Raw genomic sequence first — 26,548 nt, 5'->3', positions numbered from 1 at the left:
CCGGCCGTTTCACGGCGGCGTCCGCGATGTTGCGCGCGGGGTACGGGCTCTTCATACGCGGCGGGGGGCTCGGTGATGACCACGACATGTGCCGTAACAAAGTGACCGCGGGATCTCACGTGGGTGTGACGGCCGGGCAATCCGGCGGAAACACCGGGCGCGCAGCCTGCAGGCATGAGGACTACCCGCACGGCCACCGCGCCACCGAACGACTCACCCGTGGGGCCGCTGACGGGCTTCACCATCGGGGTGACGGCCGCACGACGCCGGGAGGAGCTGGTGGCGCTGCTGCGCCGGCGCGGCGCCCGGGTCGTCGAGGCCCCCGCACTGAGCATCGTCCCGCTCGAGGACGACACCCTGCTGCGCCGGGCCACCGAGCGGTGTCTCGCGGGGGCGCTGGACTATGTGGTGGCCACGACGGGACTGGGCTGGCGGGGCTGGATGAGCACCGCCGACGGATGGGGCGTCGGCGCGGACCTCACCCGGCTGTGCCGTGGCGCCACCGTCATCAGCCGCGGCCCGAAGGCCACCGGGGCGGTCCGGGCGAGCGGTGTGGACGAGGCCTACTCCCCCGACTCCGAGGCCAATCACGAGCTGCTGACGTGGCTGCTCGCTCGTGATCTGCGCGGCCGCCGGGTGGCGGTGCAGGAACACGGCGCCCCGCTCGACGGCTTCGCCGCGGCGTTGCGCGAGCGCGGTGCGGAGGTCATCGAGGTGCCGGTCTACCGGTGGGGTCCGCCCCAGGACCCGGAGGCGCTGCGGAGGCTGGTGGAGGCGACCGTGCGCGGCGAGGTGCACGCCCTGACCTTCACCAGCGCCCCGGCGGTGGTCGCCCTGCTGGAGACGGCCAGTTCCCTGGGCCGCCACGACGCGCTGCTGGCGGCGCTGCGCGAGGACGTGCTGGGGGTGTGTGTCGGGCCGGTCTGCGCACGGCCCCTGCTGGAGCTCGGTCTCCGGCCGCACTGCCCGGAGCGGGGCCGGCTGGGCTCGCTGGTGCGAGCCCTCAGTGACGTGCTGCCGGGGCGCGGTCGCCTGGAACTCCTGGATCCGCCCGGGCGGTTGGTGCTCCAGGGCAACGCGCTGCTCCGCGACGGCACCGCGGAGTGGCTGCCGCCGCTGCTCGCCGCCGTGCTGCGGGCCCTGGCCGAGCGGCACGGCCATGTGCTCAGCCGCGGTGAGCTGCTGCGCCGTGCCTGGCCGGAGGCCGCCCGTGCCGACGAGCACGCGGTGGAGGTGGCCATAGCCCGGCTGCGGTCGGCTCTGGGGCCGCACGCGGACCTGGTGCGTACGGTGCCCAAGCGCGGCTACCGTCTGGTCGGTGCCGAATGACCGCGCTGCGTGCCGCCCGCCCGCCGGTGCTGGTCGCCGTCGCCCACGGCACCCGCGACCCGGCGGGCATCCGGACCGTTCTTCACCTCCTCTCCCGGGTCAGGGCCTTGCGGCCGCAACTGCGGGTGCGGGCCGGCTTCCTCGACCATGCCGATCCCGGACTGGCGGAGACGCTCGGCGGTCTGCGCGGTACCCCGGTCGTGGTGCCGCTGCTGCTGGGAACGGGCTACCACGTCCGCACGGACATCCCCGCCGCCCTGGCCGCGGCCGGTCTCGGCCGGGCTCCCGTGGCCCGTGTCCTCGGCCCGGACCCGCTGCTCGCGACGGCCCTCGCCGACCGGCTCCGCGAGGCCGGCCGACCGGGGCACGCGCGGGGCGGGGCCGTCGTCCTCGCGGCCGCCGGCTCCCGGGATCCGGCGACGAACGCCGCGACGGCCGAGGCGGCACGGCTGCTCGAAGTGCGCCTGGGGTGCCCGGTCGTGCCCTCGTATCTGAGCGGTGCGTCCCCCACGCCCGCCGAGGCCGTCGCCGCCCTGCGGGCGCGGGGCCACCGGTACACGGCGGTGGCCCCCTATCTGCTGGCCCCCGGCTTCTTCGCCCGGCGCGCGGCGGCCGCCGGCGCGAGCGTCACCTGCGCGCCCCTGGGCGCGCACGAGGCCGTGGCCCGCTTGGTGCTGCGCCGCTACGACGAGGCCCGGCTCAGGGCGGCCCCTCGCCCGGCGCCCGGCCGGCTGCTTCGTACGGCCGCCCTCCCGGGGTGAGGTGCCGGGCGGGCGGCACGCCCGCGGGCCGGGGCGGCGGCGTGTGCCACCGGTCGGCGCCCAGCCGTCGGTGGAGCGCGGCGAGCGGGCGCGGCGCCCACCAGTTGGCGTGGCCGGTCAGCCGCATGAAGGCCGGTACGAGCACGCCCCTGACGACGGTGGCGTCGACCAGGACGGCCGACGCCAGTCCCCATCCGATGAGTTTGAGCAGCGTGATCTCGGAGGTGACCAGCGGAAGGAGCGCGACGGCGAAGACCGCCGAAGCGGTCGTGATCATCTTTCCGGTGCGGGCGACGCCGGTGACCACGGCGCCGCGGTGGTCGCCCGAGGCCCGGTACTCCTCCTGGATGCGCGAGACGAGGAAGAGTTCGTAGTCCATGGAGAGCGCGAAGGCCGCGCCGAAGACCAGGACGGGCGTGGAGGTCTCCAGCTCCCCCGTGACGGTGAAGTCGCCGAGGAGGCCGCGCAGGTGTCCGTCCTGGAAGACATGGACCATGACGCCGAAGCTCGCGGTCAGGCTCAACACCCCCATGAGCACCGCCTTGACGGGGATGAGGACCGAGCCCGTGAAGAGGAACACCAGCAACAGGACCCCGCCGACCACGACGGCGGCCGCCGTCGGCAGCGCGGCGAAGACGGCGTTCTTGGTGTCGAGCACCCGGGCCGGCCGGCCCCCGACGAGATGGGGTCCGGGGGACGGCAGGGCGCGCAGCTCCTCGACCAGGCGCTCGTCCTGCGCGGGCGGTCCGCTGCCGGTCACGGCCAGCCAGGTCGCGCCCCGGGTGATGTGGGCGAGCGAGCCGACGTCCGGGCCCTGGGCGAGCCGGCCGTCCTCGTAGGCGCCGAGGCCGGTGGAGACCCGGTCCACCGTGGGGAGGGCGGAGACGCGGCGGGCGTAGGCGTCCAGCTCCCCCTCCTGGTCCACCGCGTCGACGTCGGGCAGGAGCACGGTCAGGGTGCGGTTCCACGGCAGGCGGAAGTCCCGCTCCACCGTGAGGGCGGTGGCGTGCGACTCGACCCGCTCCGGCAGGACGCGCTCGTCCGCGACGCCGAAGCGGACGTGCGCGAAGGGCAGGGCGAGCGTCGCGAGGAAGAGGACCGCGCAGCCACCGGCCAGCACCGGTCGCGCCGTGGCGGCGCGGGCCGCGCGGTGCCACGCCGACCTGCCCTCGCCGCGCCGGGTCCGGCGCAGGGGTGCGAAGGCGTCACCGCGGTCGACACGGGTGCCGACGACGGAGAGCAGAGCGGGCAGGACCAGCGCGGTGACGGCCGCCGCCAGCACGACCACGCTCACCCCCGCGACGGCCAGGGACCGCAGGAATCCCAGCGGAAAGAGCAGGAGCGCGCTCAGACAGAGAACGACGGTGGCCGCGGAGTAGCTCACGGTACGGCCGGCGGTGCGCATGGTACGGATGACGGCCCGGTCCGGGTCGCCGCCGGCGGCCAGTTCCTCCCGGTAGCGCGTGACGACGAAGAGCCCGTAGTCGACGGCCAGGCCGAAGCCGAGTGCCGTGGTGATGTTCGACGCGAAGGCGGAGACGGGCAGGAACGCGGTCAGCAGCCGCAGCACCGCGAAGGTGCCGGCCACCGCGAGCCCGCCGATCAGCGCGGGCAGCAGGGCGGCCGTGATCGATCCGAAGGCGAACAGCAGCACCGAGGCGGCCAGCGGCACCCCGATGAGTTCGGCCCGGACGAGCTCGTGTCCGCTGAGTTCGGTGGCCTGCGCCATGACCCACGCCGGACCGGTCGCGGTGACCCGCAGCGGCCCGTGCGACCCCGTCAGCCGCGGGACCAGCGTCGCGGCGCGCCGGGCCGTCGCGTGCTCGTCGCCCCGGAGGTCGACGGCGACGAGGGCGGCGTGCCCGTCCTCGCTCAGCAGCCGGGCGTCCCCGAGGGTCCAGTAGGACAGGACCTGGCGCACCCCGGGCCGCCGGGCCACCTGCTGGACGAACTCCCGCCCGGCCGCGGCCGCCTCGGGGCCGGTGACGGGCCCGTCGGCGCGCGCGTGCAGCACAAGGTCGGGGATCCCCGCGTCGAACCGCTGGGCGAGCACGCTCTCGGCGCGGGTCGCCTCGGTGCCGTGGGCGATGTAGCCGCCGTTGGACAGCCGGTCCGGGGTGCCGAGGGCGGCGAACGCCAGCAGGGCACCGAGGACCGCGGCGGTCATCAGGACCCACCACGGGTGCCGGGCGGACCATCCGGCCGCACCGTCCCCGCGCGCCTTCGGTACGGCCACCGGACGTTCGCCTCGCATACGGGCCCCTTCTTCGACGCGACAATCCTGGTGAAATGCGATCAGTTCCGGCAAATCGCTCGTTACTCGTCCGGCGTAAGGATTCGGGTGAACTGTGGCGAAAGAGGGAGCGGTTGGGCTACCTTGCGCGACCGGGAGTGAGGGGTTCACTTCGTCGCGGCCGTCCGTCGCGGCGAAGGTCCGCTGCGAAAAGAGGAGAGGTCACATGCCCGGTAGGGCTCACATCATCCGCGCCGCCGCTGCCGCCTGGGCGCGGCGCGGCGCCGACGTGGCGACCGCGGCCGGAGCGGTCGTCGTCCTGCTCGTGACCGGCACCACGCCGGGTCACGCCGAGGCGTCCGCGCGGACGTCCGGGCGGGCCGTACCCGACGCCGTCCGGTCGGCCGGCACCCTGAAGTGCTCCTTGCGGACGGCGCCGGGCATCACGCTGTCGCCCGCCGTCTCCGCCACCCCCCGTCGCGTCACCGCCCGCGGCACCGCCCACCTGGACAACTGCGCCTCCGGCGGCGGACGGTCACGGATCAGGTCCGGACGGCTCGTGCTGAGCGGCAGCGGTCTCGCGAACTGCTCCGGGGCGACGGGCGTCAAGGGCAGCGGCACCATCACCTGGTACGCGGGGGCGAACCGCACCGGCGGCGTCGTCGGACGGTCCGCCGTGCGGCCCGCCTCCGGGGGCCGGCAGGGCTACACCCCTCTCGACTCCTTCCTCAGCGGCAGGGTGACCTCCGGACTCATGGCGGGCCGTTCGTACTCCGGCACGGCGGTCCCCACCAGCGACGTCAGGGGATGTCTCACGCGGGGGCTCGGCCGGGTCGAGGGACGTGGCCGCCTCACCATCGGCTGACCGCGAACGGGGGCGTGTCAGCGACGGGCGCGCGGCGCGGTGCCACGCGCCCCGGCCGCCCGCGGTACCGGCACCGGGGGCAGACGGTATTCCGCGCACCCGCCGGGGATCCGTACGCCCGCGGCGCGCAGTTGGTCCAGTCGGCGGTGATAGGCGGCGCCGCGCAGCAGGTGGTCGGCGACGACGGTGACGTGCCGGTGCTCGGGGGCGGCCAGTGCGCTGCCCGCGGTCCAGTCGTTGAACGCGCCCATCGCCGGGCCGCACCAGATCTGCCAGTCCTCGGCACGGTCGTCCACCCCTGCGATCGCCCATCGTGAGGCCATGGCCAGGTACCAGCGGAAGACCAGGGCCATCCGGTGCTTGGGGTCCTGCCGTGCCCGGGCGAGCCGATCGGGATGATGGGCCTTCAGGTACTCGGCGGTCTCCTGCCACACCGCGTCCACGGGCATCTTGAAAGTCCGCTCCAGACGGCGCCCTTCGACGGCGGGCAGGGCCTCCAGACCGGGGTGGTCGCGGTACAGCCGGTACAGCCGCCCGGCGTGGCTCGGAAAGCGTGTGCCCCGGCCGAGGACCTGCACGGTGACGCCCTGCTCGAACATGTCAGCGGCCGGCGCCATGACGCAGTCGGCCAGGCCCGCTTCGGCCAGCAGCCGTTTGACGGCCGGCGAGGTCCCGGCTTCGACACTGGCCTGGTTGACCGAGCCGGTGACGACGTAGTCCGCGCCGAGGGCGAGCGCGGCGGCGACGGCGCGGGGCGTGCCGATGCCTCCGGCCGCGCCGAGGCGCACCGGTTCACCACCGGGGTGCGGACGGCCGAGCCGGTCGCGCAGCCGCGCGACGGCCGGGAGCAGGACGGTCAGCGGCCGGCGGTCGGTGTGGCCCCCGGAGTCGGCCTCCACGGTGATGTCGTCGGCCATCGGCACCGCACGCGCGAGCGTTGCCTGTTCGGCGGTGATCTCGTCGCGGGCCAGCAGCTCGGCGACGAGCGCGTCGGGTGCCGGACGCAGGAACAGCTCCGCGGTCTCGGGGCGGGAGATCTTGGCGATGACCCGGTGTCCGGCGCGCACGCCGCCGTCGGGGCCGGCGCGCAGGCCCGTGACGCGGTAGCGCACCAGGGGCGGGGTGAGCTGGACGAAGGCGGACGCCTCCACACAGCGCACACGGTGACGCAGGCAGAGGTCCACGCAGGTCCGTTCGGCCTCCGGCGCCATGGGGCTGTGGATCAGATTGCAGGCGTACGGCGCGGCACCGAGCCGCTCCTGGAGATGTCCGAGCGCCGCGCCGAGTCGGGCCTCGGGCAGACCGGCGGCGCCGAAGGAGGCGAGGTGACCGGCGCGGGACAGCGCGACGACGAGGTCCTCGCCGGAGATGCCGCCGGCCATGGCGCCCGCCATGTAGGCGGAGCGCACACCGTGGTGGCGCGCGAAGGCGGCCGAGCCGAGGCGGTGGGGCGGCAGCGGGCCGGCCGCGGCGAGCAAGCTGGTGGCGGAGCCCGGCCCGGGACGGTCGTGGGTGGCCCCCACGCGCCCGCCGACGGCGACGACGTAGCAGGGCAGGTCCAGTGCGGAGAGGACCGCGTACACGCCGTCCGCGTCGTGGTGCACGGTCATCGCGCGGCCTCCCGCCCCGCCCCGGACCGGACGGTCAGGGCGATGTTGTCCACCTGATAGATCCGCAGGTCGTCGCGCCATACGCTGCCGTCGGCGCGTACGAGCAGCCGGTCGTGCTCCCGCCGTACCTCGCGGAGGTGTGCCTCGCCGCGCACCCGCCGGTGGTGGCGCAGGATCTGACCCCGGTAGGACCATCGCAGTTCCTCGCCGACCGCGAGCGTGAACCGCGGGCTCGGCAGATGGTCGACGAGTCCGGTGTGCACGGCGCAGGCCTGTACGGCCTGGAAGAGCATCTGCACCCCAATGGATCCGGGCAGCACCGGGTCGTGGGCGAAGTGCTGGTCGAAGAACCAGTCGTCGTCGCGCACCGGTCTGTCGCACCATACGTATCCGGCGCCGTGGTCACCGCCTCCCGGCACCACGACCACGTCGTCGAGCAGGGCCAGCCGGCCGCTGCCCGGGCGGGCGTCCGCACGCGGGTCCAGCCGTCGCGCCCCGACCGGACTCGCGGACCGGCGCTCCAGCCACGGTGCGACGTACGCGCCGCCGTCCAGGCCCTGTTGGGTGCCCAGCACCTCGGCGGTGAAGTAGCCGTGCGTCGCCTCCCCGACGTGGAACGCCTCGCCGTCGATGCTCAGCTCGAAGTCGGAGCGCTGGATCACCGCCCCCGGGAGGGGCACGGACGAGCGCAGGACGGCCTTTTGGCCTACGGTCGCCGCCCGGGGGTCCGCCTCGCGGAGCAACGTGGCCCGGCCCTCGAGATTGCGGCACACGAAGTCCTGCTCGGGGTACTCCCACGTCATGCCGGACAGCCCGCCTAGCAGCCCCAGCGGCTGAAGCGCCATCTCCATCAGGGCGAACGGCGGCATCGCGGTGTCACCGCTCTCCCGGCAGTACCAGGGGTCGGCCGGGACGTCGTACTCGGCGGTCAGCCGGCCGCCGGTCCGGTCCGGCGCCGGACCGATCTCGGCGCGCGGGCAACGGTCCACCATCCGCAGACCGCCACGCGGCAGCCGGGGCCGGGTCGAGGTCGCGGTGGGCCGTGCGCCGAAGGCGGCGAACACCTCCGCCGGATCGCCTTCGGCGGCATGCGCGAGGTGCAGTTCGTTGACGACCGCCCGGCTGCCCGACGCCGCTCTCCGGCAGCCGGTCCGCTCGGGGTGGGGCAGGACGTCCGCGCCGGGCCGCTCCCGGACGGTCACGCCGATGTCCCGTAGCCGGGCCACCGTCCGCCCGGCCGCGGTGACCTCGCAGTCGGCGGTCGCGTACGGGCGGGGCGCCAGACCGATCCCGGTCACCTCCACCGTGAACCGCAGGGCGCCCGCACGCAACGCCGCGGGGTCGAGCACCTCGATCCGCGTGGGGCGGTCGGCCACGGGACGTACCCGCGCCCCGGGCAGGCACAGATGCACGCCCTGGTGGAAGACGTACACCCGCAGCACCTCGGTGGCCGCCGCGACCAGCCACGGCCACACCGGTGCGGTGTCGCGGCCGGCCTCGGTACGGGCGGTCGCGACGAGCAGCCCGTGGCCGTACGGGCCGCCGCCCGGCTCGATGGTGATGTCCTCCAGCAGGCGGGCGGGCCATGGTTCGGGCAGGTCTTCCGGCTCCAGGCCGCCTTGGTCGAAGGCATCGCCGAAGACACCGGCGATGTCCCCGGCGGCGAGCGCGTCGAGCCCAGCCGCTGACAGCCGGTGAACGGCGGAGAGCGCGAGGGGCCGGAACTCCGCCGGGACAGCGGAGATATGACGCTGCGTCAGTTCTGGCTGCGACCGGCCCGGCGCGCTCCGCACGATCGAGGCGACGAGCCGCCGGTCACCGTCGTGGACGAGACAACAGGGATCGGTGGCGCCGGGTCCGGCGAGACGGGCATGGAGTCCGGTGGGTTCCGCCGGCACCTGCCCCCGCCAGGTCACCTCGTACACGCCGGGCGCGGCGGCGTCCGGCAGCCGGGCCGCTCCTGCCCGTAGGACCACGAACGCGCCGCCCAGCCGCGCCCACGCGCCAGGGTCGTCCCGCGGCCCCGGGGACGCACCGGTCCCGGCGAGGAGGGCCTGGCGGGCGCTGATCGCCCGGTGCGCTTCGAGCACGGCGGCGTGGGCGCGCTGCACGTGCCGCGCCATGCGCAGGGCCGGCTCCGTCGGCGTGGCCGTGCCGCTACCGCCCGGTGGAACCGCGTCGGACCCGCCGTACAGCTCGGCGAGCGGAACACCCTCGAAGCCGAGCGCGTCCGTCGTTCCGGATCCCGTCATGCCCGGCCCCCCGCGGACGCCCGGCGGCCGGGTGCGGTCATCCGGTCCACCATCTGTTCCTTGCTGAGCCCGACGAGCGTCAGCCCGGACCACCGCTGGTGGACGAGCCCCTCCGGGGTACAGGCGGTGACCGTGCAGCGCACGTCGAGCACGGTCGCCGACTCCAGTTCGGCGACGATGGCGAACGGCTCGTCGTCCGGGAGCGGCGTGAACAGCTCCACGCGCTCGACGCTGACCGGTGCGCAACCGTCCTCGTGGTGCCGGCGCCCGAGCAGGGCCGCGGTCTGGAGCAGCAGATCGGCCGGGCCGGGGCTGTAGAGCGCTCCGGCGTACGCGCCGTGGGCAAGGGGGTGATCCGGCAGCCGCGCGGCCAGGACGAGCCTGCCGTCCTCCTCGGCCAGGACGTTGCGCAGGCCGCGCAGCGTGGGGCCGTGGAAGAGGAATCCTTCGGCGTAGGCGGGGTGCGGCTCGTCCGAGATCACATAGGGCGGCAGTTCGAGGCGCGGCGCGTCGGGGGCACGGTCGGTGCACCGGAAACCGCCTTCGTACCGCGCTTGTGCTTCCTGGTCGTCGCCGACGGTGTGTACCGTCACCCGGGCGTCGGTTGCCGCCTCTTCCGGGTCGGGCACCACGCGGACCACGGCCTGCTCCGGCTGCGAGCCGTCGAAGTACAGGCCCCGGCGGATGCGGAATCCCGTGCATGCGACCACCGGCCGGGCCCCCGCCCGGGCGCTCTCCACCGTGTGCAGCCCCCACCCGACGGCGGCGGTCATGGGCATCAGCGGCGCGCCCGCCCAGCGGTGGTCGCGCAGCATGGGCTCGCGCTCCAGCCCGCCCAGGGAGCGCAGTGCCGTCAGCCCTCGGCCGGGCAGGCTGTCGGAGCGGCGGAACAGCGGGGTGACCGGCCCGATGACGACGACTTCGTCCGCATCGCTGCCGGGACGCAGCTGGCCGAGGAAGTAATCGCATCCGACGTCGCGCGCCAGCACCGGGACGCCCTGCCGGCGGAAGATCTCCTGGACGGGGGCGGCCATGCCGCCTTCCCACGGGCCCCACGCGATGGCCGTGACCCTGCAGGTGGGATGGGCTGCCTTGAAGGCGCAGGCATAGCGGTTGACGGCTTCGTTGGCCAGCGCGTAGTCCGACTGCCGGACGTTGCCCCAGATGCCCGACACGGAGGAGAAGACCACGAGGTGACGGAGCATGGAGGCGTCGAGGGCGTCGAGCACTTGGTGCAGGCCGGACAGTTTGGTGCCGATCACCCGGGCGACGGAGTCGAGTGTCTTGTCCGCCAGGGGCGAGTCGCCGAGGGATCCCGCGGCGTGGATCACGCCGGTGATGCGGGGGGCGTGCGGAGCCAGCACCCTCGACAGCGCGTCGGCGTCGCGGACGTCCGCCGCCAGGTAGTCGGCTTCGGCGCCCCGCGCCCGCAGCGCGTCGAGCACGGACCGGATCCTGCGGCCGGCCAGGATCTCCTGGACCTGCCGGTCGGTGCGGGCGCGGTGCCGCGGGTCGTCGGCGTCGTCTCCGGCGGCGCGCAGCCGCTCCACGACCGCGCCGCGGAGCGCCTCTGCTCCCTCCAGGCCCGCCGCCCACTCCGGTTCCGCTGTGAGCGGCGTCCGGCCGAGCAGCAGGTAGGAGCAGGGGAGTTCGGCGGCGAGGGCTTCGACGCACCAGGCGGTGATGCCGGAGGCGCCGCCGGTGACCAGCAGGACGTCCGCGGGGCCCGGCCCCGGTGTCTGCGACGGGTGCGGCAGCAGCGGTCGCGGGGTCGCGGAGAGGACGGGCGTGCGGCGCCCTGTGCCGTCCACGCCCACCTCCCGGACGTCGGTGGCACAGTCCGCGATCTCCGCCGCGAAGGCATCACCGACGGTGTCCGGGGACAGCTCGGGGGCGAAGTCCAGGGCACGGCAGAACAGGGGAGCCGATTCCAGTGCGAGCGTCTTGACGAGGCCGCCGAGGCCACCGGCGAAGGCCGCCACCGGATCCGCGCCGGAACCCGCGTAGCCGAGGGCGCCGTCGAGCCGGGTGGCGGTGACGAACGCGGCGCGCGTGCCGTCGCGGGCGGTCTCCTCCAGTACGGGGAAGGTGTGTTTGGCCACCAGGACGGCGTGTTGCAGCCGGGTGACGAGCTGATCCGCCGTCATACCGGGGTGCCGGTCGACGGGCAGGGCGCACAGGTCGATCCGCGCGGTGGCCGTCAGGATGTCGGCGAGCCGGCCGGCCAGCGCCGGCTCGGTCCAGTCCTCGAGGGCCCAGGTCTCGCCCGGGGCGCCGTCGGCGCCGGGGAGCATCAGACGGCATGTGCGCCAGCCCCGGGTCCGCAGGGCTTCGGCCAGCGCCGCGCACAGCTCGCCGCCGTCGTCCAGCAGCAGGGCGCACGGCGTGTCGGCGTAGGCATCGGTACGGACATCGACGGCGGGCAGTTCCCGCAACGTCACGTGGGCCCGGTCGAGGGGCATGACGTCGGCCCGCCGGAGTTCGGGGCGCGAGCCGTCGAGGATGTTGCGGAGCATGTCGGTGAGTTCGCCGACGGTGCGGGCCTCGGTGAACCGGAAGAGTTCGTCCCGTGTGATCACGGGATAGCGGCGCCAGACCTCCGCCGCGATCTCCACTTGTTTGAGCGAGTCGATACCGAGGTCTTCCTGGATGAAGAGGTCCGGCTCGATCATGTCGACGTCATAGCCGGTCTTCTCGGCGACCACCTGGTGGAAGACCTGTTCCATCTCCTCCAGGTCCACGTCCGAGGCGTTCATCGTCGGCCGTGCCGGCCGCCCCGGCCCGTTCTGGCCGGCCATGAGTTCCGCCAGCGCGGAGGTACGGGGCGCCGGGGGTCGTGGGGTGTCGGCGGTGGTGCGGGGGTGCAGCGGTGGTTCGCCCGCCGGGCGGGGAACGAGCGCGGTGGTCCGGTCCGTGGGAGCGGCCGCCTCGGGCGGCCGGCCCGTCGTCCCGCCAGGTGCCTGCGGGGCCGTGGAGTGCCGCGTCTCCCGACCGTCGGAAGGCAGGCTCAGCAGCCGGGTGACGACCTCGCCCGCGCGGGTGTGCGCTTCTCCCAGCGCGATGCTGTGCTCCGTGATGGCGTGGACGGCGGCGGCGAGTGACTCGTCCACGCGCCCGTCGACCGTGCCGGCCGCCAACAGGCCGGTGAGCTGCTCCGTGGTGTCCAACTGGCCGTTCAGATAGCGGACATGGGCGGCCAGGTGGTCGGCGGCGGCCTCGGACAGCGGGTCCGTCCCGGCCGGTACGGGGGGCTGCGGGGCCCACGGTCGCTCCGGAAGCCGAGGTTCGTCCTCGTACGCTCCTTGCCTGGCCTTCAACGCGAAGTTCGGGCCCTCCAGCAGGCGGGCGACGTTGGAGGCCGTGGGGCGTTGCGGTCGCTCGGGGGCGTCGTAGCGGTTGATGCCTGCCAGCGGCAACCCCAGGACGGCGAGCCGGAGTGCCGCTTCCTTCAGAGCCGCCGAGCTGTCGGTGCCGGCGATGTCACAGGGGACGGCTTGCGCGCCGCGCTCGCCCAGGGTGCGCTCCACCAGACCCGTCAGGGTGCGACCGGGGCCGAACTCGACGAAGACACGGACACCGTCCGCGTGCATCTCCTCCAATCGTGCCGCGAAGTCCACCGGGTGGCGCAGTTGTTCCACGAGGGTGCGGCGGTTGGCTTCCGGGTCGGCTCCGTACGTCGCTCCCGCGGTGTCGGCGTAGACGGGCAGGGCCGGTGCGGCGAAGTCCACGCCGGCGCAGGCGGCGCCGAAGGCGTCGAGTGCGTGCTCGACGAACTCGGTGTGGAAGGCCGCGGCGACCGGCAGCCGCTGTACGGGCACCGACCGCCCGGCGCACCACCGTACGAACTCCTCGACGGCCGCGCTCGGGCCGCCCACCACCATCTCGTCCGGTGCGTTGCGGCCGCACACCACCAGTTCGGGGTGCTCGGCCAGCAGCTGCCGGAGTCGGGCTTCCGGGACGCGCAGCGCGGCCATGGCCCCGGGGTCGGTGCTGCCGGGCGGCGGGGACTGCATGGCCTGTCCCCTCGCCCGCGCGAGTGTCAGGAACGCGTGGTCGTCCAGGGTTCCGGCGGCCCAGAGCGCGGTCAGCTCGCCGAAGCTGTGGCCGAGCACCGCGTGCGGGGCGAACCCCAGCTCGGCCAGGAACCGGTACTGCCCCATGGACAGCGCGGCGATGGCCGGCTGGGCGTAGGCGGTGCGGCGCAGGCGCTCGTCCGCGCGCTGCTTGTCCCGGGCCCCGGGCGGGGGGAAGACGGTGCGCGCCAGGGGATCGCCGGGCGGGAAGAGGGCGCCCGCGGCGTCGAAGGCCGCACGCACCGGTGGTACGTCGAGCAGGGCCCGCAGGCCCATGTCCACGTACTGGCTGCCCTGCCCGGCGAACAGTGCGCCGACCTTGGTGCCGGGCGGCAGGGCGGTGCGGCGGTAGTGGATGCCCCGGACGTGGTGCCACTCGTCGTGCCCGAGGTTGTTGCGCAGTTGGTCGATGGTGGCGGTGAGCAGTTCGGCGTGGTGCGCCTCGTCCTTCGCGACGTAGCCGACGCGGGCGTGACCGGCGGGCACCGGCCCGTCGTCGGGTGCCCCGCCGCTCTCCAGCAGGACGAGCAGGTCTTGCGAGGTCGGGGCGTGCCACAGGCGGGCACCGGGGGTGCGGTGCAGGACCCGTCGCTCGGGCTCGGCCTGCCGGGGGCGGTGTTCCTCGAGCACCGCGTGGTAGTTCACCCCGCCGAAGCCGAACGCGGAGACGCCCGCGCGGCGCACCGGCCGGGCCGCGTCCAGGACCCAGGGGCGGGCGGTGGTGTTGATGTAGAGGGCGCCGTCCTCGCGGGCGGCCGGGGCGCTGGGGCTGGTGACGTTGATGGTGGGCGGCAGCAGCTTGTGGTGCAGGGCCAGCGCGGCCTTGATCAGCCCGGCGGCGCCGGCCGCCGCCTTGGTGTGCCCGATCTGGGATTTGACGCTGCCCACGGCGACGTAGCGGCTGTCGTCGGGGGTGGCCAGCAGCTCGCCGAGCGCCGTCAGCTCCACCTCGTCACCGGCCGGGGTTCCGGTGCCGTGGGCCTCGATCAGCCCGACGGAGCGGGGGGCGCAGTCGGCGTCGTGGTAGGCGCGCCGCAGAGCGGTCAGCTGTCCCTCGCCGCAGGGGGCGTAGATGCTCTTGGCGCGGCCGTCGCTGGAGCTGCCGAGGCCGCGGAGGACCGCGTAGACGCGGTCACCGTCCCGTTCGGCGTCGGCGAGGCGTTTGAGCGCCAGCATGCCGATGCCCTCACCGATCAGTGTGCCGTCGGCTTCGGCGTCGAAGGGGCGCACCCGGCCGGTGAGCGACAGGGCGGGGGTCTTGCTGAAGCACATGAAGGACACCACGGAGTTGTCCGCGTCGCACCCTCCGGTGATCATCAAGTCCGCCCGGCGGCTGACGAGTTCGTCGGCGGCGGCCCGCACGGCGGTCAGGGAGCTGGCGCACGCCGCGTCCACGGTGTGGTTGGCGGCGCCGAGGTCGAAGCGGTTGGCGACCCGGCCGGAGACGACATTGCCGAGGATTCCGGGGAAGGAGTCCTCCGTCCACGGCGGCAGGGTGTCCAGGTACGCGCGGGCGAGCCGACGCGCCTCCGCTTCCGGCGCCCCGCCCCGGACGGCGGCCTCGGTGATCGCGGGGGCCAGCAGACGGGCGGCGAGCGGGATGAGGGTGGAGTTGGTGCCGCACACCCCGAGCACCACCCCGGTGCGCGCCGGGTCGTACCATTCGGCCCGCTCGCACCCGGCGTCCCGCAGCACCTCCTTGGCCACCATGAGGCTCAGCAACTGCACCAACCCCGTGGAGTCGACCGTGTTCGGCGGCATCCCGAACGCGCGGGGGTCGAACACGGTCGGTGTCAGAAATCCGCCACGGCGGGCGTAGGTCTTGTCGGGGGCGAACAGGTCCGGGTCGTAGTGGTCCTCGGTGTTCCACCAGGCGGGCGGGACGTCGGTGGTGCAGTCCCTGCCCGCCACGATGTTGTCCCAGAACTCGCCGAGATCCCCTGCCTCGGGGAACATTCCCGCGAGTCCCACGATCGCGATGGGGTCGTGGGCGAGCCGACGGTCGACGTCATCTGCTGGCACCGGTCACCTCGTTCTTCTTCCGCCGCGAACGGCATGGAACAGCCGTCTCCGATGGCCGCTGCCCACCCCGGGGCATGAGGCGGCACCGCCTGTCAGTCCAAACGACAACCAGCCCATCGGGACACCGATCGCCCTCCACATTCGGGTGACTCACGAACAGAGGCCCCGGAAACATCGCCTTCGCGTTCGAGGTGGTGGCCGGCCGGAACCACGGGCGGTCCGCCGCGCGTTGACCCGGCGTCGGCCGACGGCAGGGGAAGGGGCACGATGCACGAGTTGACCGCCGGGGGAAACCGGGCGCTGCCGGACGGTGCCCTCTCGATCCGTGTGCCGGGGCCCTTCGACCTGTCGGTGATCGTCACCGACGCGTCGGGCAAGGTCGCGGGCGACGCCGACTTCGTGTTCTTCAATCAGCCGTCCGCACCGGGCGCCCGGCTGCGCGGTGACACCGTCGTCGTCGACCCCCGGCGGTTGCGAGCCGGTGCGGACCGGGTCACGGTGGTCGTGAGCCCCGCCGTGCCCGGCACACCGCTCGGCCGGCTGCCGGCACCCGTCATGACCCTCACGGACAGCGCCGGGCACGGGCTGCTCCGCTTCGCCCCGCCCGGCCTGTCGCGGGAGACCGTGCTGCTGCTGGCCGAGCTCTACCGGCGCGGGGCGGGCTGGAAACTACGGGCCCTGGGCCAGGGCTACGCGGACGGTCTCGCCGGAGTCGCCCGCGATTTCGGCGTCGACGTCCTGGACGACACCGAGCCGGCGGCCGCCCCGCTGCTCGAACCGTCCTGCGACGAGGCCGCCTTCCTGCGGCTGGTCAACGCCGAGCGGGCGGCGGGCGGCACGGCACCGGTGGCCCTCGAACCCCGCCTGGTCACCGCCGCGCGGGCGCACGCCGCGGGCATGGCCGCGCACGGCCGCCTCGGCGTCGAGGGCCCCGACGGGACCTCGCTCTTCCACCGGATGGCCACCGGCGGATACCGGTGTCTGCACCTCGCCGAGCACCTCGTCTCCGGGCCCCGCACCCCGGAGGAGTTCGTCGCCTACTGCCTGGCCGGTGCGGAGCGCGGGCTCCCGCTGCGCGACGGGGACTTCACCCACGTCGGCATCGGTCGCGCCGTCGGCGGCGGCCGCCCGGGGGACGTCTACTGGACCGCGGTGTGGGCCCGGCCCTTCACCGAGGAGGGCCTGGCCCGCTTCGCGTCCCAGGTGGTCACGCTCACCAACGCCGAACGGACCGCCGCCGGGCTGCGGCCGCTCGCCGTCGACGCGCGGCTCACCGTGGCCGCGCAGGGCCACAGCGCCGACATGGCCGGCCGCGACTTCTACTCCCACACCACTCCCGAAGGGCGCGAGCCCTGGGACCGGGCCGCCGCCGCGGGGTGCCCGCACCGGGGCATCGGCGAGAACATCGCCTGCGGTCAGCGCTCCCCCGCCGAGGTCCTGCGCGGCTGGATGGAGAGCCCGGGGCACCGCGCCAACATCCTCACCCCGCACTTCACCCACATCGGCATCGGCTACGCCACCGGCAGCCGGGCCGGCACCTACTGGACCCAGCTCTTCGGCGCGTCCGTCTGACCGGCCCACACGCCCGACCTACGGCAACCCACCCCCCTGGGGGCATCGACTCATTACCCTTGACCAGTGGTGACAGCCGAACGGGAAGCAGACGAAGAAGAGTCACGGTACGGGCTCCCGAGCCATCGGGTGCTCCTGGACGCGAGCCCGGCGTGGCCCGATGAGCGGCCGGCCGAATTCGCCCGCGTCCAGGAGCGGATGCGGGGGCTGCTGGGGTCCGTACTGGCCATCAGCGGCGAGCTGGAACTGCCGGTCGTCCTGCGCCGCATCGTGACCACCGCCATGGATCTGGTGGGTGCCCGCTACGGCGCGCTCGGGGTGCTCGACGAGGAGGGGACGGAGCTCGCCGAGTTCATCCCCGTGGGCCTGGACGAGGCGGAGAACGCACGGCTGGCGGGGGTGGCGCTGCCGCACGGGCTGGGGCTGCTGGGCCTGCTCATCAGCGATCCGCGTCCGCTGCGGGTCGACACCATCACCACCCACCCGATGTCCGCGGGATTCCCGCCGGGCCACCCCCCGATGACCACACTGCTCGGGGTCGCCATCGGTGTGCGCGGCCGTGTCTACGGCAACCTGTATCTGACCGACCGCCGGGACGGCAAGCCGTTCGACGCCGACGACGAGGCCGTCGTGATCGCGCTCGCCGGCGCGGCGGGCGTGGCCATCGAGAACGCCCGGCTCTACGGTCAGGTGCGTACGGCGGCCGAGCAGTTCCAGCGGCTGCTGCTGCCGAGCCTGCCCGAGCTCGCGCCCTTCACGTCCTGGTCCCTGTACCGGCCCGCGGCCGAGCCGGCCCTGATCGGGGGCGACTGGTACGACGCCTTCCTGCTGCCCGACGGGACCCGGGCGATGATCGTGGGCGACGTCGTCGGCCACGACGTACGGGCGGCCGCCGCCATGGCGCAGGTCCGCAATATGCTGCGCGCCCTCGCCTACGACTCGGGCGTGCTGCCCAGCGAGCTGCTGGGCAGGCTGGACCGCACCCTGCAGGCCGTGGCCGAGCCCACCATGGCGACCGTGTGCCTGGCCCGGCTCGAACCCCACGACGACGGGTGGGCGATCGTGTGGAGCAGCGCCGGTCATCCGCCGCCGCTGGTCGTCACGGCGGAGGGCGACGCGCGGTACCTCGAGGGGCGGCCGGACGTACCGATCGGGGTCGACACCGCCTTCGCCCGCCATGACCACCGGCACGTGCTGCCCCCGGGGGCCACGGTGCTGATGTTCACCGACGGTCTGGTCGAACACCCGGGCCGCGATCCGGAGGAGGGTCTGCGGGCGGTCGCGGAGGTGGCGGCGGCACACGCCCGGCTGCCGCTGGAGTCGCTGGGTGAGGCCGTGGTCGCGGCACGGCCGAGCGACGGGCACGACGACATGGCCATCCTCGCCCTGCGCGCCCCCGCCGCGGACTGAGCCGGGCGGGCGGCGCGCGGCCCTCACGTCGTACGGACGCCGCGCCGAGTGGCGGTGTCAGCCGTGCAGTTGCGGCACCGGGCGGGCGGCGCGCGGTCCGTCGTCGCCGCGGCCGCCGCGCCGGAGCAGGGCGGGCAGTCGCCGCATCACGCGAGTGGCCACCGTGGCGTAGCCGATGCCGACGGCGAGGGAGAGCACCAAGGCCGACAGCGGGGACCGGTCCGCGAGGAGCGGGTAGACCTGCCAGTGGGTCAGGTAGATGTACAGCGAGCTGCTCGCCAGCACTCCGGCGACGCGGTTGAGGGGGCCCAGGCTCGGCAGGCTCGGGATCCACACCAGCAGCGTCAGCCCGGCCATGACGACGAGCTCCCGCTGCTGCTGGTCGGGGAAGAGCCCCGGCACGGTGGCCAGGACGGCCGCGTTGACCAGCAGCCGCTGCCACACCGTGCTCGCCTTGGCCGCGGCCCAGCCCAGGGCGAACAGCCAGAAGACGACGACCGCGGCCAGGTGCCGGACGCGCAGGTCGAAGCCGAGGAGGTTGTAGCGGGTGACCAGCGCGAGGGCCGCGAGGACGGCGGGGAAGGCGAACGGCCATCGTCTCTCCGCCCGGTCCAGCACCGGCACGGCCAGGCAGAGGACCGTGGCGATCAGGAAGTAGACGAGCGCCTCGACGAACCAGTAGTGCCATTCCTGCCTGCCTTCGTGCGAGCCGAGGACGCTGTTGAGCAGGAAGACGTTCTCCGGGTCGTAGCCGGGGGTCAGGAGTACCGCCAGGGCGATCCAGGCGACGCTGGGCGCGATGATGCGGCCGATGCTGTGCCAGGTGTGCCGGAGGCGCTCACGGCGCGGGGCGGCGGTGAGATGGAAGCGGGCGAAGTTGAATCCCGCGACGCCCAGCAGGACGTGCGCGCCGCCTTGGACCAGGAAGAGGGGTATGTGCGAACCGACGATGAGGACGATCGCGACGGCGCGCAGGGCGACGCCGGTTTCCAGGGTGCGGCGGCGGGTGGCCCGGCGCCGCGGGGGGCGGCAGAGGTCACGGATCGTCAGCTCGTGCCAGTCGGCCGGCAAGTGCCCGAGCAGGCGTTCGAGCCTGAGGGACATCTCGACGTAGCACAGGGAGTCGCCGCCCAGTCCGACGAACGTGCTGTCCTCGGACACGTCGGCGCGGTCGAGGATCTCCGCGTAGAGCCGGCCCAGGGCCACCGGGTCGGCCGGCTCTGTATCCGTCGGTGCCTGCGCCGGTGGGGAGGCCGTCGTCGCGGCGGGTACGTTTTCGGGGCGGCGGGTGCGTTCCCGCACGGTCCGGTAGTCGGGCTTGCCCGAGGCGAGCCGGGGCAGTTCGACGAGGACGCAGACGCGTACGGCCCGTACCGGCAGCCCGCACTCGCCCGCGACCAGCCGCCGGACCTGCCCGGCGTCCACGTCGTCGGCGACGGCCACGACCAGTTCCTCGTCGTCGCCTGTGCAGTACGCGGTGACACCGTGCCGTTCGAGCATCGCCTCGACCCGCTGCGGGTCGACGCGCAGTCCGAGGATCTTCGCGAAGCGGCTGCTGCGGCCGACCACTTCGTACAGCCCGTCGTCCGTGCGCCGGGCGAGGTCTCCGGTGCACAGTTCCCGGACGGTCCGGCCCAGGCGGAGGTCGGCCGGGCTCTCGGCATAGCCCAGCATGACGTTGGGCCCCGTGTACACCAGCTCGCCGACGCCTTCACCGGGCGGGTCGGCCAGGTGGGGGGCCTGGTCGGAGAGGGGCCGGAGCCGGAAGGAGCCGCCCGGGACCGGGATGCCGATCGCCTGGGGGTGTGCCGCCGCGAGTCCGGGTGGCAGATAAGCCATGCGGGCCGTCGCCTCGGTCTGTCCGTACATGACGAACAGGTCCCAGCCGGCCCGGCGGCCCAGGGTCGCGTAGTGGGTGACGCGCTCGGGCGCCAGCCTTCCCCCGGCCTGGGTGATGTACCGCAGGTGCGGCAGGCGCATGGTGGCGAAGCCGACCCGGTCGAGGAGGTCGAAGGTGTAGGGGACGCCCGCGAACGTCGAGCCGCGGTGGAGGCGGAAGAGTTCCCAGAAGCGGGGGTCGGCCACGGAGAGATCGGTGAGGATCAGTCCCGCGCCGCGCAGCAGGTGGCTGTTGAGGACGGAGAGGCCGTAGCAGTAGTGCATGGGCAGGGTGGTGGCGGCGCGATCGCTGTCGCGGATGTCCAGATACGCGGCGATGGACTCCGCGTTCGCCTGGAGGTTGTCGTGGGAGAGGCGGACGAGCTTCGGCGAGCCCGTCGAGCCGGAGGTACTCAGCAGCAGGGCGAGGTCCGGGTGGAGCACGTGGGCCGAGCCCGCCCGTCGCTCGTGGACCGCCCGTTCGCCGTCGGCCGGGCGCACCACCACGTCGGGGTCGTACGCGGCGACCAGCGACCGGACGGTTTCGGCGCTGTCGCCCGGGACCAGCAGCACCGGGTGGCCCGCGGTCAGTGCCGCGAGGTAGAAGACGAGGGCTTCGGCGGTGTTGGCGCCCGTGAGCAGGACCAGCCGCCGGTCCCGGCCGAGGCGGCGGGCGGTGGCCGCCACCCGGGCGGCGAGTTCGCGGTAGGAAACCTCGCCGTCGTGGGTGATGAGGGCGGTCCGGTCACCGTGCGTCGCGAGATCTTGAGCGAAGGGGACTGTTCTGACGCCGGGGAGCTGGCCGAAAGGGAGTGTCACGTGGCGCATCGTAAGTAAGGCTTACCTCCCTCGAAAAGCGTGGGAGACAAATGTGTTCCGAACGTTGCATCTCCCCAAGATCATCCGGCTGACCAGCAACGATGATCCAAATTGGGTAGCCCTTCACGGCCGCGCACCGTTCCGAGTCGTAATGAACGAACCCCTTGACCTTTAGGTTAGCTTTACCTTATCTATAAGCAGTTCGGGTTCCCGTGTGAACCATTTTCAGCCGCTCGCCCGCCTCTTTGATGTCACATACAGCTACCGGGGCGAGCTCCTGCAGGAAGGCATCACCATGCGTCGGCCCTTGGTCCGTCGTCTCACCGCGCTTGCCGCGGCAGCCATATTCCTCCCTGCCGCGGCGGCCTGCGGCAGCGGTGACAGCACGGGTGAGAGCGGCGCCAAGGGCGGCACGTCGCCCCTCGTGATCTACTCGGGCCGTCAGCAGGCGCTCGTCAAGCCGCTGCTGGCGAAGCTGGAGAAGGCGGTCGGCGCCAAGGTGCAGGTCCGCTACGGGGACAGCGCCGAACTCTCGGCGCAGCTCCTGGATGAGGGCGACCGGACGAAGGCCGCGCTGTTCTTCTCCCAGGACGCGGGGGCTCTCGGCGCCCTGTCCAAGGAGAAGCGTCTGGCGAAGCTCCCCCAGGCGACCCTGGACAAGGTCGCCCCGGCGTACCGCTCGGCGAACGGCGACTGGACCGGTGTCTCCGGACGCGCCCGTGTCATCGCCTACCACCCGGACAAGACGCCCGAGGTCCCGGGCAGCGTCCGCGATCTGGTCGAGCCCGAGTGGAAGGGCAAGGTCGGCTACGCGCCGACGAACGCCTCCTTCCAGGCCTTCGTGACCGGTATGCGGATCCTCGACGGCGACGACGCCACCCGCACCTGGCTCAAGGGCCTCAAGGCCAACGGCGCCAAGGCCTACGCCCACAACATCGCCGTGCTGGACGCGGTCGAATCCGGCGAGGTCTCCGTCGGCCTGGTCAACCACTACTACTGGTACGAGCGGGTCGCGGAGAAGGGCGCGGACAAGGTCAAGGCCAAGCTGCACTTCCCGCGCGGCGGTGACCCCGGCGCCCTGGTCAACGTCGCCGGCGTCGGTGTCCTCAAGGGCAGCGGGGAGAGCGAGCAGGCGCGCAAGGCCGTCGAGTTCCTGCTGTCCAAGGAGGCGCAGACCTACTTCGCCGAGGACACGAAGGAGTATCCGCTGGCCGCCGGGGTCACCAGCTCGGTCAAGGACCTGCCGTCGCTGGACTCCCTCGACTCCCCCAAGATCGACCTCGCCAGGCTCGACTCCCTCCGGGACACCCTGGCCATGCTCCAGGACGTCGGAATGGTCTGAGCCGGCATGCGTTCCACCGACCCGTCATCAGCCGTCACCTCGTCGGCGGACCCGTCCGCCGCTGCCCCCTCGCCGGCCGGCGCGCGGCGGCGCGGCGGGCCCCGGCCGCCCTGGATGCTCGTCGTCCCGGCGGCCGTGGCCGCGGTGTTCGCCGTGCTGCCGCTCGGCTACCTCGCCGTGCGGTCACTGGAACGGGGGCCCGGCTACGCCTGGGACATCGTCGCCGACGAGCGCACGTTCTCGCTGCTCGGCCGCAGCCTGGGCCTGGCCGCCGTCGTCGTGGCGGCCTGCCTGGTGCTGGGCATCTCCCTCGCCTGGCTGACCGTGCGCACCGCGCTGCCCGGCGCCCGGGCCTGGTCGGTGCTGGCCACGCTGCCGCTCGCCGTGCCCAGTTACGTGGCGGCCTTCGCCTGGCTGTCCGCCGCACCGGGGCTCGCGGGCTTCACCGGGTCCGCGCTGGCGCTGACCCTGGTGAGCTTCCCGTACGTCCATCTGCCGGTCGCCGCCGCCCTGCGCGGCATCGACCCCGCCCAGGAAGAGGCGTCCCGCTCGCTCGGACACGGGCCGGTCCGCACCTTCCTGCGTGTCACCCTGCCCCAGTTGCGCCCGGCGGCGGCCGGGGGCGCGCTGCTGGTGGCGCTGTACGTCCTCTCCGACTTCGGCGCCGTGTCGCTGATGCGCTACGACACCTTCACCCGGGCCATCCACACCTCCTACCGGGCCAGCTTCGACCGCACACCGGCCGCCGCGCTCAGCGTCGTCCTGGTGGTGATGACCGTGGCCCTGGTGGCCGCCGAGGTCCGCACCCGCGGCCGGGCCGGGCACGCCAGGACGGGTACCGGTACCGCGCGCCGGGCCGCCCCGGTGGCCCTGGGCCGGCTGCGCGTGGCGGCGCTGGCCTGGTGCGGCGCGGTGACGGCCGCCGCGGTCGTCTTCCCGCTGGGCACGTTGGGGTATTGGCTGGCCGTCGGGAACTCCGCGACCTGGGATCCCGCCGGGCTCCTCGACACCGCCGTCGCCACGCTGTCGGTCGCCGCCGCCGGTGCGGCGCTCACCACCATGCTCGCGCTGCCCGTCGGGGTGATCGCCGCACGGTACCGGGGGCGCGCCGCCCACCTGCTGGAACAGGCCGCCTACGCGGGGCACGCGCTGCCCGGCATCACGGTGGCGCTGGCACTGGTGTTCTTCTCCGTGCGCTACGCCTACCCGCTCTACCAGCAACTCCCGCTGCTGGTCGGCGCCTACGCGGTGTTGTTCCTGCCGGTCGCCGTGGCCGCCACGCGGGCCGCCGTCCTGCAGTCCCCACCGGTGCTGGAGGAGGTCGCCCGCTCGCTCGGGCGCTCGCCGGCGCGGGTACTGCGCGACGTCACGGTGCCGCTCGCGGCTCCCGGCGTGGCGGCCGGGGCCGCCCTCACCTTCGTGGTGTGCATGAAGGAACTGCCCGCGACGCTGCTGCTGCGCCCCACGGGAATGGACACCCTCGCGACCCGGCTCTGGACGGAGACGGGCACCGGGTCGTACGCCGCCGCCGCGCCGTACGCCGCCGCGCTGATCCTGCTGGCCGCCGTCCCCTCCTACCTCCTCGGGAAGCACCGCACATGACCGAATTGAAGATCGAGGGGCTGACGAAGGGCTACGGCCCCGACGCGGCCGTCCTCCGCGGGCTCGACCTCACCGTCCCCGGCGGTGAACTGGCCGCCGTGCTCGGCCCCTCCGGGTGCGGCAAGACCACTCTGCTGCGCGTCGTCGCCGGCTTCCTGCGCGCCGACGCGGGCACCGTCACGGTCGGCGGGCGCACCCTCGGCGGCCCCGGGACGCATCTGCCGCCGGAGCGTCGCCGCATCGGCATCGTCCCCCAGGAGGGGGCGCTCTTCCCGCACCTGAGCGTGGCCCGCAACGTGGCGTTCGGGCTGACCGGCCTGGACCGGGCGGAGCGCCGCAGGCGGACGGAGGAGATGCTGGAGCTGGTGGGGCTCGCCGGATACGGCGGCCGGATGCCCCATGAGCTCTCCGGCGGCCAGCAGCAGCGGGTCGCCCTGGCCCGGGCGCTCGCGCCGCGGCCAGGGCTGGTGCTGCTCGACGAGCCGTTCAACGCCCTCGACAGCGCGTTGCGTTCCGGAGTGCGGGCCGATGTGCGCGCGGCTCTTCGGGCCACGGGCGCGACGGCCGTGCTGGTCACCCACGACCAGCAGGAGGCCCTTTCCGTCGCCGACCGCGTGGCGGTCGTGCGCGACGGGACGATCGCCCAGTGCGGCACCCCGCAGGAGGTGTACGGTCGCCCCGCCGACCCCTGGGTGGCCCGCTTCGTCGGCGATGCCGTCCTGCTCCCCGGCACGGCCGAGAACGGCGCGGCGGCCACCCCGCTGGGCCGGGTGCCGCTCGCCGCGTCCGCCGACGGCGGCACGGCCGGCGGTCCTCGCCGGGGCAGGGTGCTGCTGCGGCCCGAACAGCTGCGGCTCACCGACGTCCCGGCGGAGGCGGACGGGACGGCCGGGGCCGTCGGCGGCACGGTGACGTCCGTGTGTTTCTACGGGCACGACGCCATGGTCACCGTCGGCGTCGACGGGCTGGCGGACCCGGTGGAGATCCGGGTCAGCGGTCCGGTCACGGTCCGTCCCGGCGAGCGGACCGGTGTCCGGATCACCGGCGAGGCCACGTTGCACCCGTGACCGGTGTCCGACGGGCACCGTCTGTCCCTCCCCGCCCTGCGGGTCGTACGGGAGGGACAGAGCGGGGCCGGGGTGAGAGGTGGGACACCGCACCGCAAGAACGTCGAATGCGACAGGACGGGTGTCCTTCCGGACAGTCCTCATCCGGTTCCGTCAACGATCCGCAATGTCCACTCACATGTGTGCACTTGTTCACCCAGAGTTCTCTCTACGTCCGCATTCCTTCGAACGTCCAGAGAGAGCGAAGCCATGGACTCCCTACGACACCTCGCCGCGCATCTGGGGCTCGATCTCGCCGCAGTGTGCCTGCTGACCTTCGCCATCTACTATCCGCGACACCGGCGGCGCGACCTCGTACCGGCCTATCTGGCCCTGAACGTCGCCCTGTTCACCGTCGTCGCGGCCCTCGCGGAGGTGGGCGGCAACGGTGGCACCGCACTCGGCTTCGGGCTCTTCGGCGTGCTGTCGATCATCAGGCTCCGCTCCGACTCGGTCCAGCACGAGGAGGTCGCCTACTACTTCACCACGCTCGTCCTCGGCCTCATCTGCGGGCTGCCGCACCTGGCGTTCTCCCTCGCGGCCGCGCTGAGCGCCCTGCTGCTCCTCGTCATCTACGGCGCCGACCACCCCCGGCTGCTCGCCCGCTCGCGCCGCACGGTCGTCACGCTCGACGCCGTCCACAGCGACCCGGCCGCGCTGCGCGCCGATCTCGCCCGCCGCCTCGGCGAGCCCCTCCAGTGGACGGTCATGGAGGTCGACTTCGTCCGCGATCTGACGATCGTCGACGTCCGCTACCGCGAGCCCGAGCCGGGGGCGGACATCCGCCGGGCCGAGCCGTCGGAGACGGTGCGCACCACCGCCCCCGCCTGGGAGGCGGCATGACCACCATCGCGCAGGCACCGCCGGCGGCAGCGGCCGTGCGGGCCATCGGCGAGGCGGTCCACGGCACCGGAGCCATCTCCCTCGCCGAGGTCAACGAGCGGGCCGAACTGCTCGCCCGCTTCGACCGCAGCTATCTCGTACCCGTCGACATCTACCTGCGCATGGCCGAGCGGCTGACCGACCCCCGGCGGCCCGGCGGCCCGTTCCGCGCCCTGACCATCGACGACCGCCGTGCCTTCCGGTACCACTCGGTCTACTACGACACCCCCGGGCTCCGCTCCTTCCACGACCACCGGCAGGGCCGACGGCTCCGCTTCAAGATCCGCGAGCGGGTGTACCAGGACTCGGGAGAGCGGCAGTTCGAAATCAAGCTCAAGGGGCGGCGCGGTGACACCGTCAAACACCGCCGGCCGCTGACCGGCGAGGACACCCCGCTCGACGGCCGCTGCCGGGCCTTTCTCGCCGACACCCTCCACCGCGTCTACGGCATCGATTCCCCCGCCGCACTGCACCCGTCGCTGAGCACCGACTATCTCCGCGCGACCCTGGTGGCCGACGGCGAGCGCATCACCTGCGACGCCGGGCTGGTCTGCGAGGACCTGCGCGCGGGCCGGACGGTGCGCTGCGACCCGGAGCTCGTCCTGGTCGAGACGAAGACGGCGGGGCACCTCACCGAGGCGGACCTCCTGCTGCACTCCCACGGTGTGCGGCCGGCCGTCTTCACCAAGTACTGCGGCGCGTTCGCGGCCCTGCGCCCCGCCCTCCCCGCCAACCGCTGGCGCCGCGCCGCGCGTCGCGCGTTCGACGCCGGGACGTGACGGCCCCCAGGGG

General features: G+C 73.9%; 15 protein-coding genes. 10 read left to right on the top strand and 5 right to left on the bottom strand.

The window, feature by feature from the left end; genetic code table 11:
* Positions 1 to 174: 174 nt before the first annotated feature.
* Positions 175 to 1,329, top strand: coding sequence for a uroporphyrinogen-III synthase (locus tag JO379_RS31895; RefSeq protein WP_130880490.1), 1,155 nt, complete (start codon positions 175 to 177; stop codon positions 1,327 to 1,329).
* Entirely contained in the window at positions 1,326 to 2,090 is a 765-nt protein-coding gene (locus JO379_RS31890) for a sirohydrochlorin chelatase (protein ID WP_130880489.1), read from the top strand. The genes JO379_RS31895 and JO379_RS31890 overlap by 4 nt, the downstream gene beginning before the upstream one ends.
* On the opposite strand, the gene JO379_RS31885 is transcribed toward JO379_RS31890, so the two are convergent.
* A complete protein-coding gene (locus JO379_RS31885) occupies positions 2,029 to 4,344 on the bottom strand; it encodes an MMPL family transporter (protein WP_130880488.1) in 2,316 nt (771 codons plus the stop codon). The two genes, JO379_RS31890 and JO379_RS31885, sit on opposite strands and share 62 nt — an antisense overlap.
* A 205-nt stretch (positions 4,345 to 4,549) precedes the next feature.
* On the opposite strand from JO379_RS31885, the gene JO379_RS31880 reads away from it, so the two are divergent.
* Entirely contained in the window at positions 4,550 to 5,188 is a 639-nt protein-coding gene (locus JO379_RS31880; RefSeq protein WP_209518231.1) for a hypothetical protein, read from the top strand.
* A gap of 17 nt (positions 5,189 to 5,205) precedes the next feature.
* On the opposite strand, the gene JO379_RS31875 is transcribed toward JO379_RS31880, so the two are convergent.
* From JO379_RS31875 to JO379_RS31865, 3 genes are read right to left on the bottom strand one after another with little or no spacing between them, the layout of a single operon-like run.
* Positions 5,206 to 6,798: a PfaD family polyunsaturated fatty acid/polyketide biosynthesis protein gene (locus JO379_RS31875; RefSeq protein WP_209518229.1), complete on the bottom strand. Its 1,593-nt coding sequence runs from the start codon at positions 6,796 to 6,798 to the stop codon at positions 5,206 to 5,208.
* A complete protein-coding gene (locus tag JO379_RS31870) occupies positions 6,795 to 9,050 on the bottom strand; it encodes a hotdog family protein (RefSeq protein ID WP_209518228.1) in 2,256 nt (751 codons plus the stop codon). Before JO379_RS31870 ends, JO379_RS31875 begins: the two co-directional genes overlap by 4 nt.
* Positions 9,047 to 15,145, bottom strand: a complete 6,099-nt coding sequence (locus JO379_RS31865) for a type I polyketide synthase (protein WP_209518226.1) — start codon at positions 15,143 to 15,145, stop codon at positions 9,047 to 9,049. The genes JO379_RS31870 and JO379_RS31865 overlap by 4 nt, the downstream gene beginning before the upstream one ends.
* Positions 15,146 to 15,412: 267 nt before the next feature.
* On the opposite strand from JO379_RS31865, the gene JO379_RS31860 reads away from it, so the two are divergent.
* The gene (locus JO379_RS31860) at positions 15,413 to 16,717 is read left to right on the top strand and encodes a CAP domain-containing protein (RefSeq protein ID WP_209518224.1); all 1,305 of its coding nucleotides are present in this window, start codon (positions 15,413 to 15,415) and stop codon (positions 16,715 to 16,717) included.
* Positions 16,718 to 16,783: 66 nt separating this feature from the next.
* Positions 16,784 to 18,127 (top strand): PP2C family protein-serine/threonine phosphatase, encoded by a 1,344-nt coding sequence (locus tag JO379_RS31855; RefSeq protein WP_372449126.1) that lies wholly within the window; start codon positions 16,784 to 16,786, stop codon positions 18,125 to 18,127.
* Between the two features lie 57 nt (positions 18,128 to 18,184).
* Here the strand turns inward: JO379_RS31855 and JO379_RS31850 are convergent, their stop codons facing one another.
* Positions 18,185 to 20,824, bottom strand: a complete 2,640-nt coding sequence (locus tag JO379_RS31850) for an AMP-binding protein (RefSeq protein ID WP_307842197.1) — start codon at positions 20,822 to 20,824, stop codon at positions 18,185 to 18,187.
* A gap of 295 nt (positions 20,825 to 21,119) precedes the next feature.
* Here JO379_RS31850 and JO379_RS31845 point away from each other — a divergent pair, with 295 nt between their 5' ends.
* The 5 genes from JO379_RS31845 to JO379_RS31825 all read left to right on the top strand — a co-directional run bounded on the left by JO379_RS31845 (position 21,120) and on the right by JO379_RS31825 (position 26,535).
* Positions 21,120 to 22,166 (top strand): iron ABC transporter substrate-binding protein, encoded by a 1,047-nt coding sequence (locus JO379_RS31845; RefSeq protein WP_209518220.1) that lies wholly within the window; start codon positions 21,120 to 21,122, stop codon positions 22,164 to 22,166.
* A 6-nt stretch (positions 22,167 to 22,172) separates the two neighbouring features.
* Positions 22,173 to 23,768 carry an ABC transporter permease gene (locus JO379_RS31840; RefSeq protein WP_209518218.1) on the top strand — a complete coding sequence of 532 codons (1,596 nt, stop codon included), beginning with the start codon at positions 22,173 to 22,175 and terminating at the stop codon, positions 23,766 to 23,768.
* The gene (locus JO379_RS31835; RefSeq protein ID WP_209518216.1) at positions 23,765 to 24,835 is read left to right on the top strand and encodes an ABC transporter ATP-binding protein; all 1,071 of its coding nucleotides are present in this window, start codon (positions 23,765 to 23,767) and stop codon (positions 24,833 to 24,835) included. The genes JO379_RS31840 and JO379_RS31835 overlap by 4 nt, the downstream gene beginning before the upstream one ends.
* A gap of 249 nt (positions 24,836 to 25,084) precedes the next feature.
* Entirely contained in the window at positions 25,085 to 25,717 is a 633-nt protein-coding gene (locus tag JO379_RS31830) for a DUF4956 domain-containing protein (protein WP_130880478.1), read from the top strand.
* Positions 25,714 to 26,535 (top strand): polyphosphate polymerase domain-containing protein, encoded by an 822-nt coding sequence (locus JO379_RS31825; protein ID WP_130880477.1) that lies wholly within the window; start codon positions 25,714 to 25,716, stop codon positions 26,533 to 26,535. Before JO379_RS31830 ends, JO379_RS31825 begins: the two co-directional genes overlap by 4 nt.
* Positions 26,536 to 26,548 lie beyond the last annotated feature (13 nt).

Origin of the sequence: Streptomyces syringium, from assembly GCF_017876625.1 — a bacterium.
Classification (GTDB): domain Bacteria; phylum Actinomycetota; class Actinomycetes; order Streptomycetales; family Streptomycetaceae; genus Streptomyces; species Streptomyces syringius.
The sequence above is the reverse complement of the archived record's forward strand: the minus strand, read 5'-3'. Positions and strand labels throughout refer to the sequence as shown.

Excerpts from the sequence above, each read along its gene's own strand:
- JO379_RS31895 (WP_130880490.1), top strand. The coding sequence starts at position 175 with ATGAGGACTACCCGCACGGCCACCGCGCCACCGAACGACTCACCCGTG.
- JO379_RS31845 (WP_209518220.1), top strand. The coding sequence starts at position 21,120 with ATGCGTCGGCCCTTGGTCCGTCGTCTCACCGCGCTTGCCGCGGCAGCC.
- JO379_RS31885 (WP_130880488.1), bottom strand. The coding sequence starts at position 4,344 with ATGCGAGGCGAACGTCCGGTGGCCGTACCGAAGGCGCGCGGGGACGGT.
- JO379_RS31870 (WP_209518228.1), bottom strand. The coding sequence starts at position 9,050 with ATGACGGGATCCGGAACGACGGACGCGCTCGGCTTCGAGGGTGTTCCG.
- JO379_RS31835 (WP_209518216.1), top strand. The coding sequence starts at position 23,765 with ATGACCGAATTGAAGATCGAGGGGCTGACGAAGGGCTACGGCCCCGAC.
- JO379_RS31860 (WP_209518224.1), top strand. The coding sequence starts at position 15,413 with ATGCACGAGTTGACCGCCGGGGGAAACCGGGCGCTGCCGGACGGTGCC.
- JO379_RS31875 (WP_209518229.1), bottom strand. The coding sequence starts at position 6,798 with ATGACCGTGCACCACGACGCGGACGGCGTGTACGCGGTCCTCTCCGCA.
- JO379_RS31880 (WP_209518231.1), top strand. The coding sequence starts at position 4,550 with ATGCCCGGTAGGGCTCACATCATCCGCGCCGCCGCTGCCGCCTGGGCG.
- JO379_RS31825 (WP_130880477.1), top strand. The coding sequence starts at position 25,714 with ATGACCACCATCGCGCAGGCACCGCCGGCGGCAGCGGCCGTGCGGGCC.
- JO379_RS31840 (WP_209518218.1), top strand. The coding sequence starts at position 22,173 with ATGCGTTCCACCGACCCGTCATCAGCCGTCACCTCGTCGGCGGACCCG.
- JO379_RS31890 (WP_130880489.1), top strand. The coding sequence starts at position 1,326 with ATGACCGCGCTGCGTGCCGCCCGCCCGCCGGTGCTGGTCGCCGTCGCC.
- JO379_RS31830 (WP_130880478.1), top strand. The coding sequence starts at position 25,085 with ATGGACTCCCTACGACACCTCGCCGCGCATCTGGGGCTCGATCTCGCC.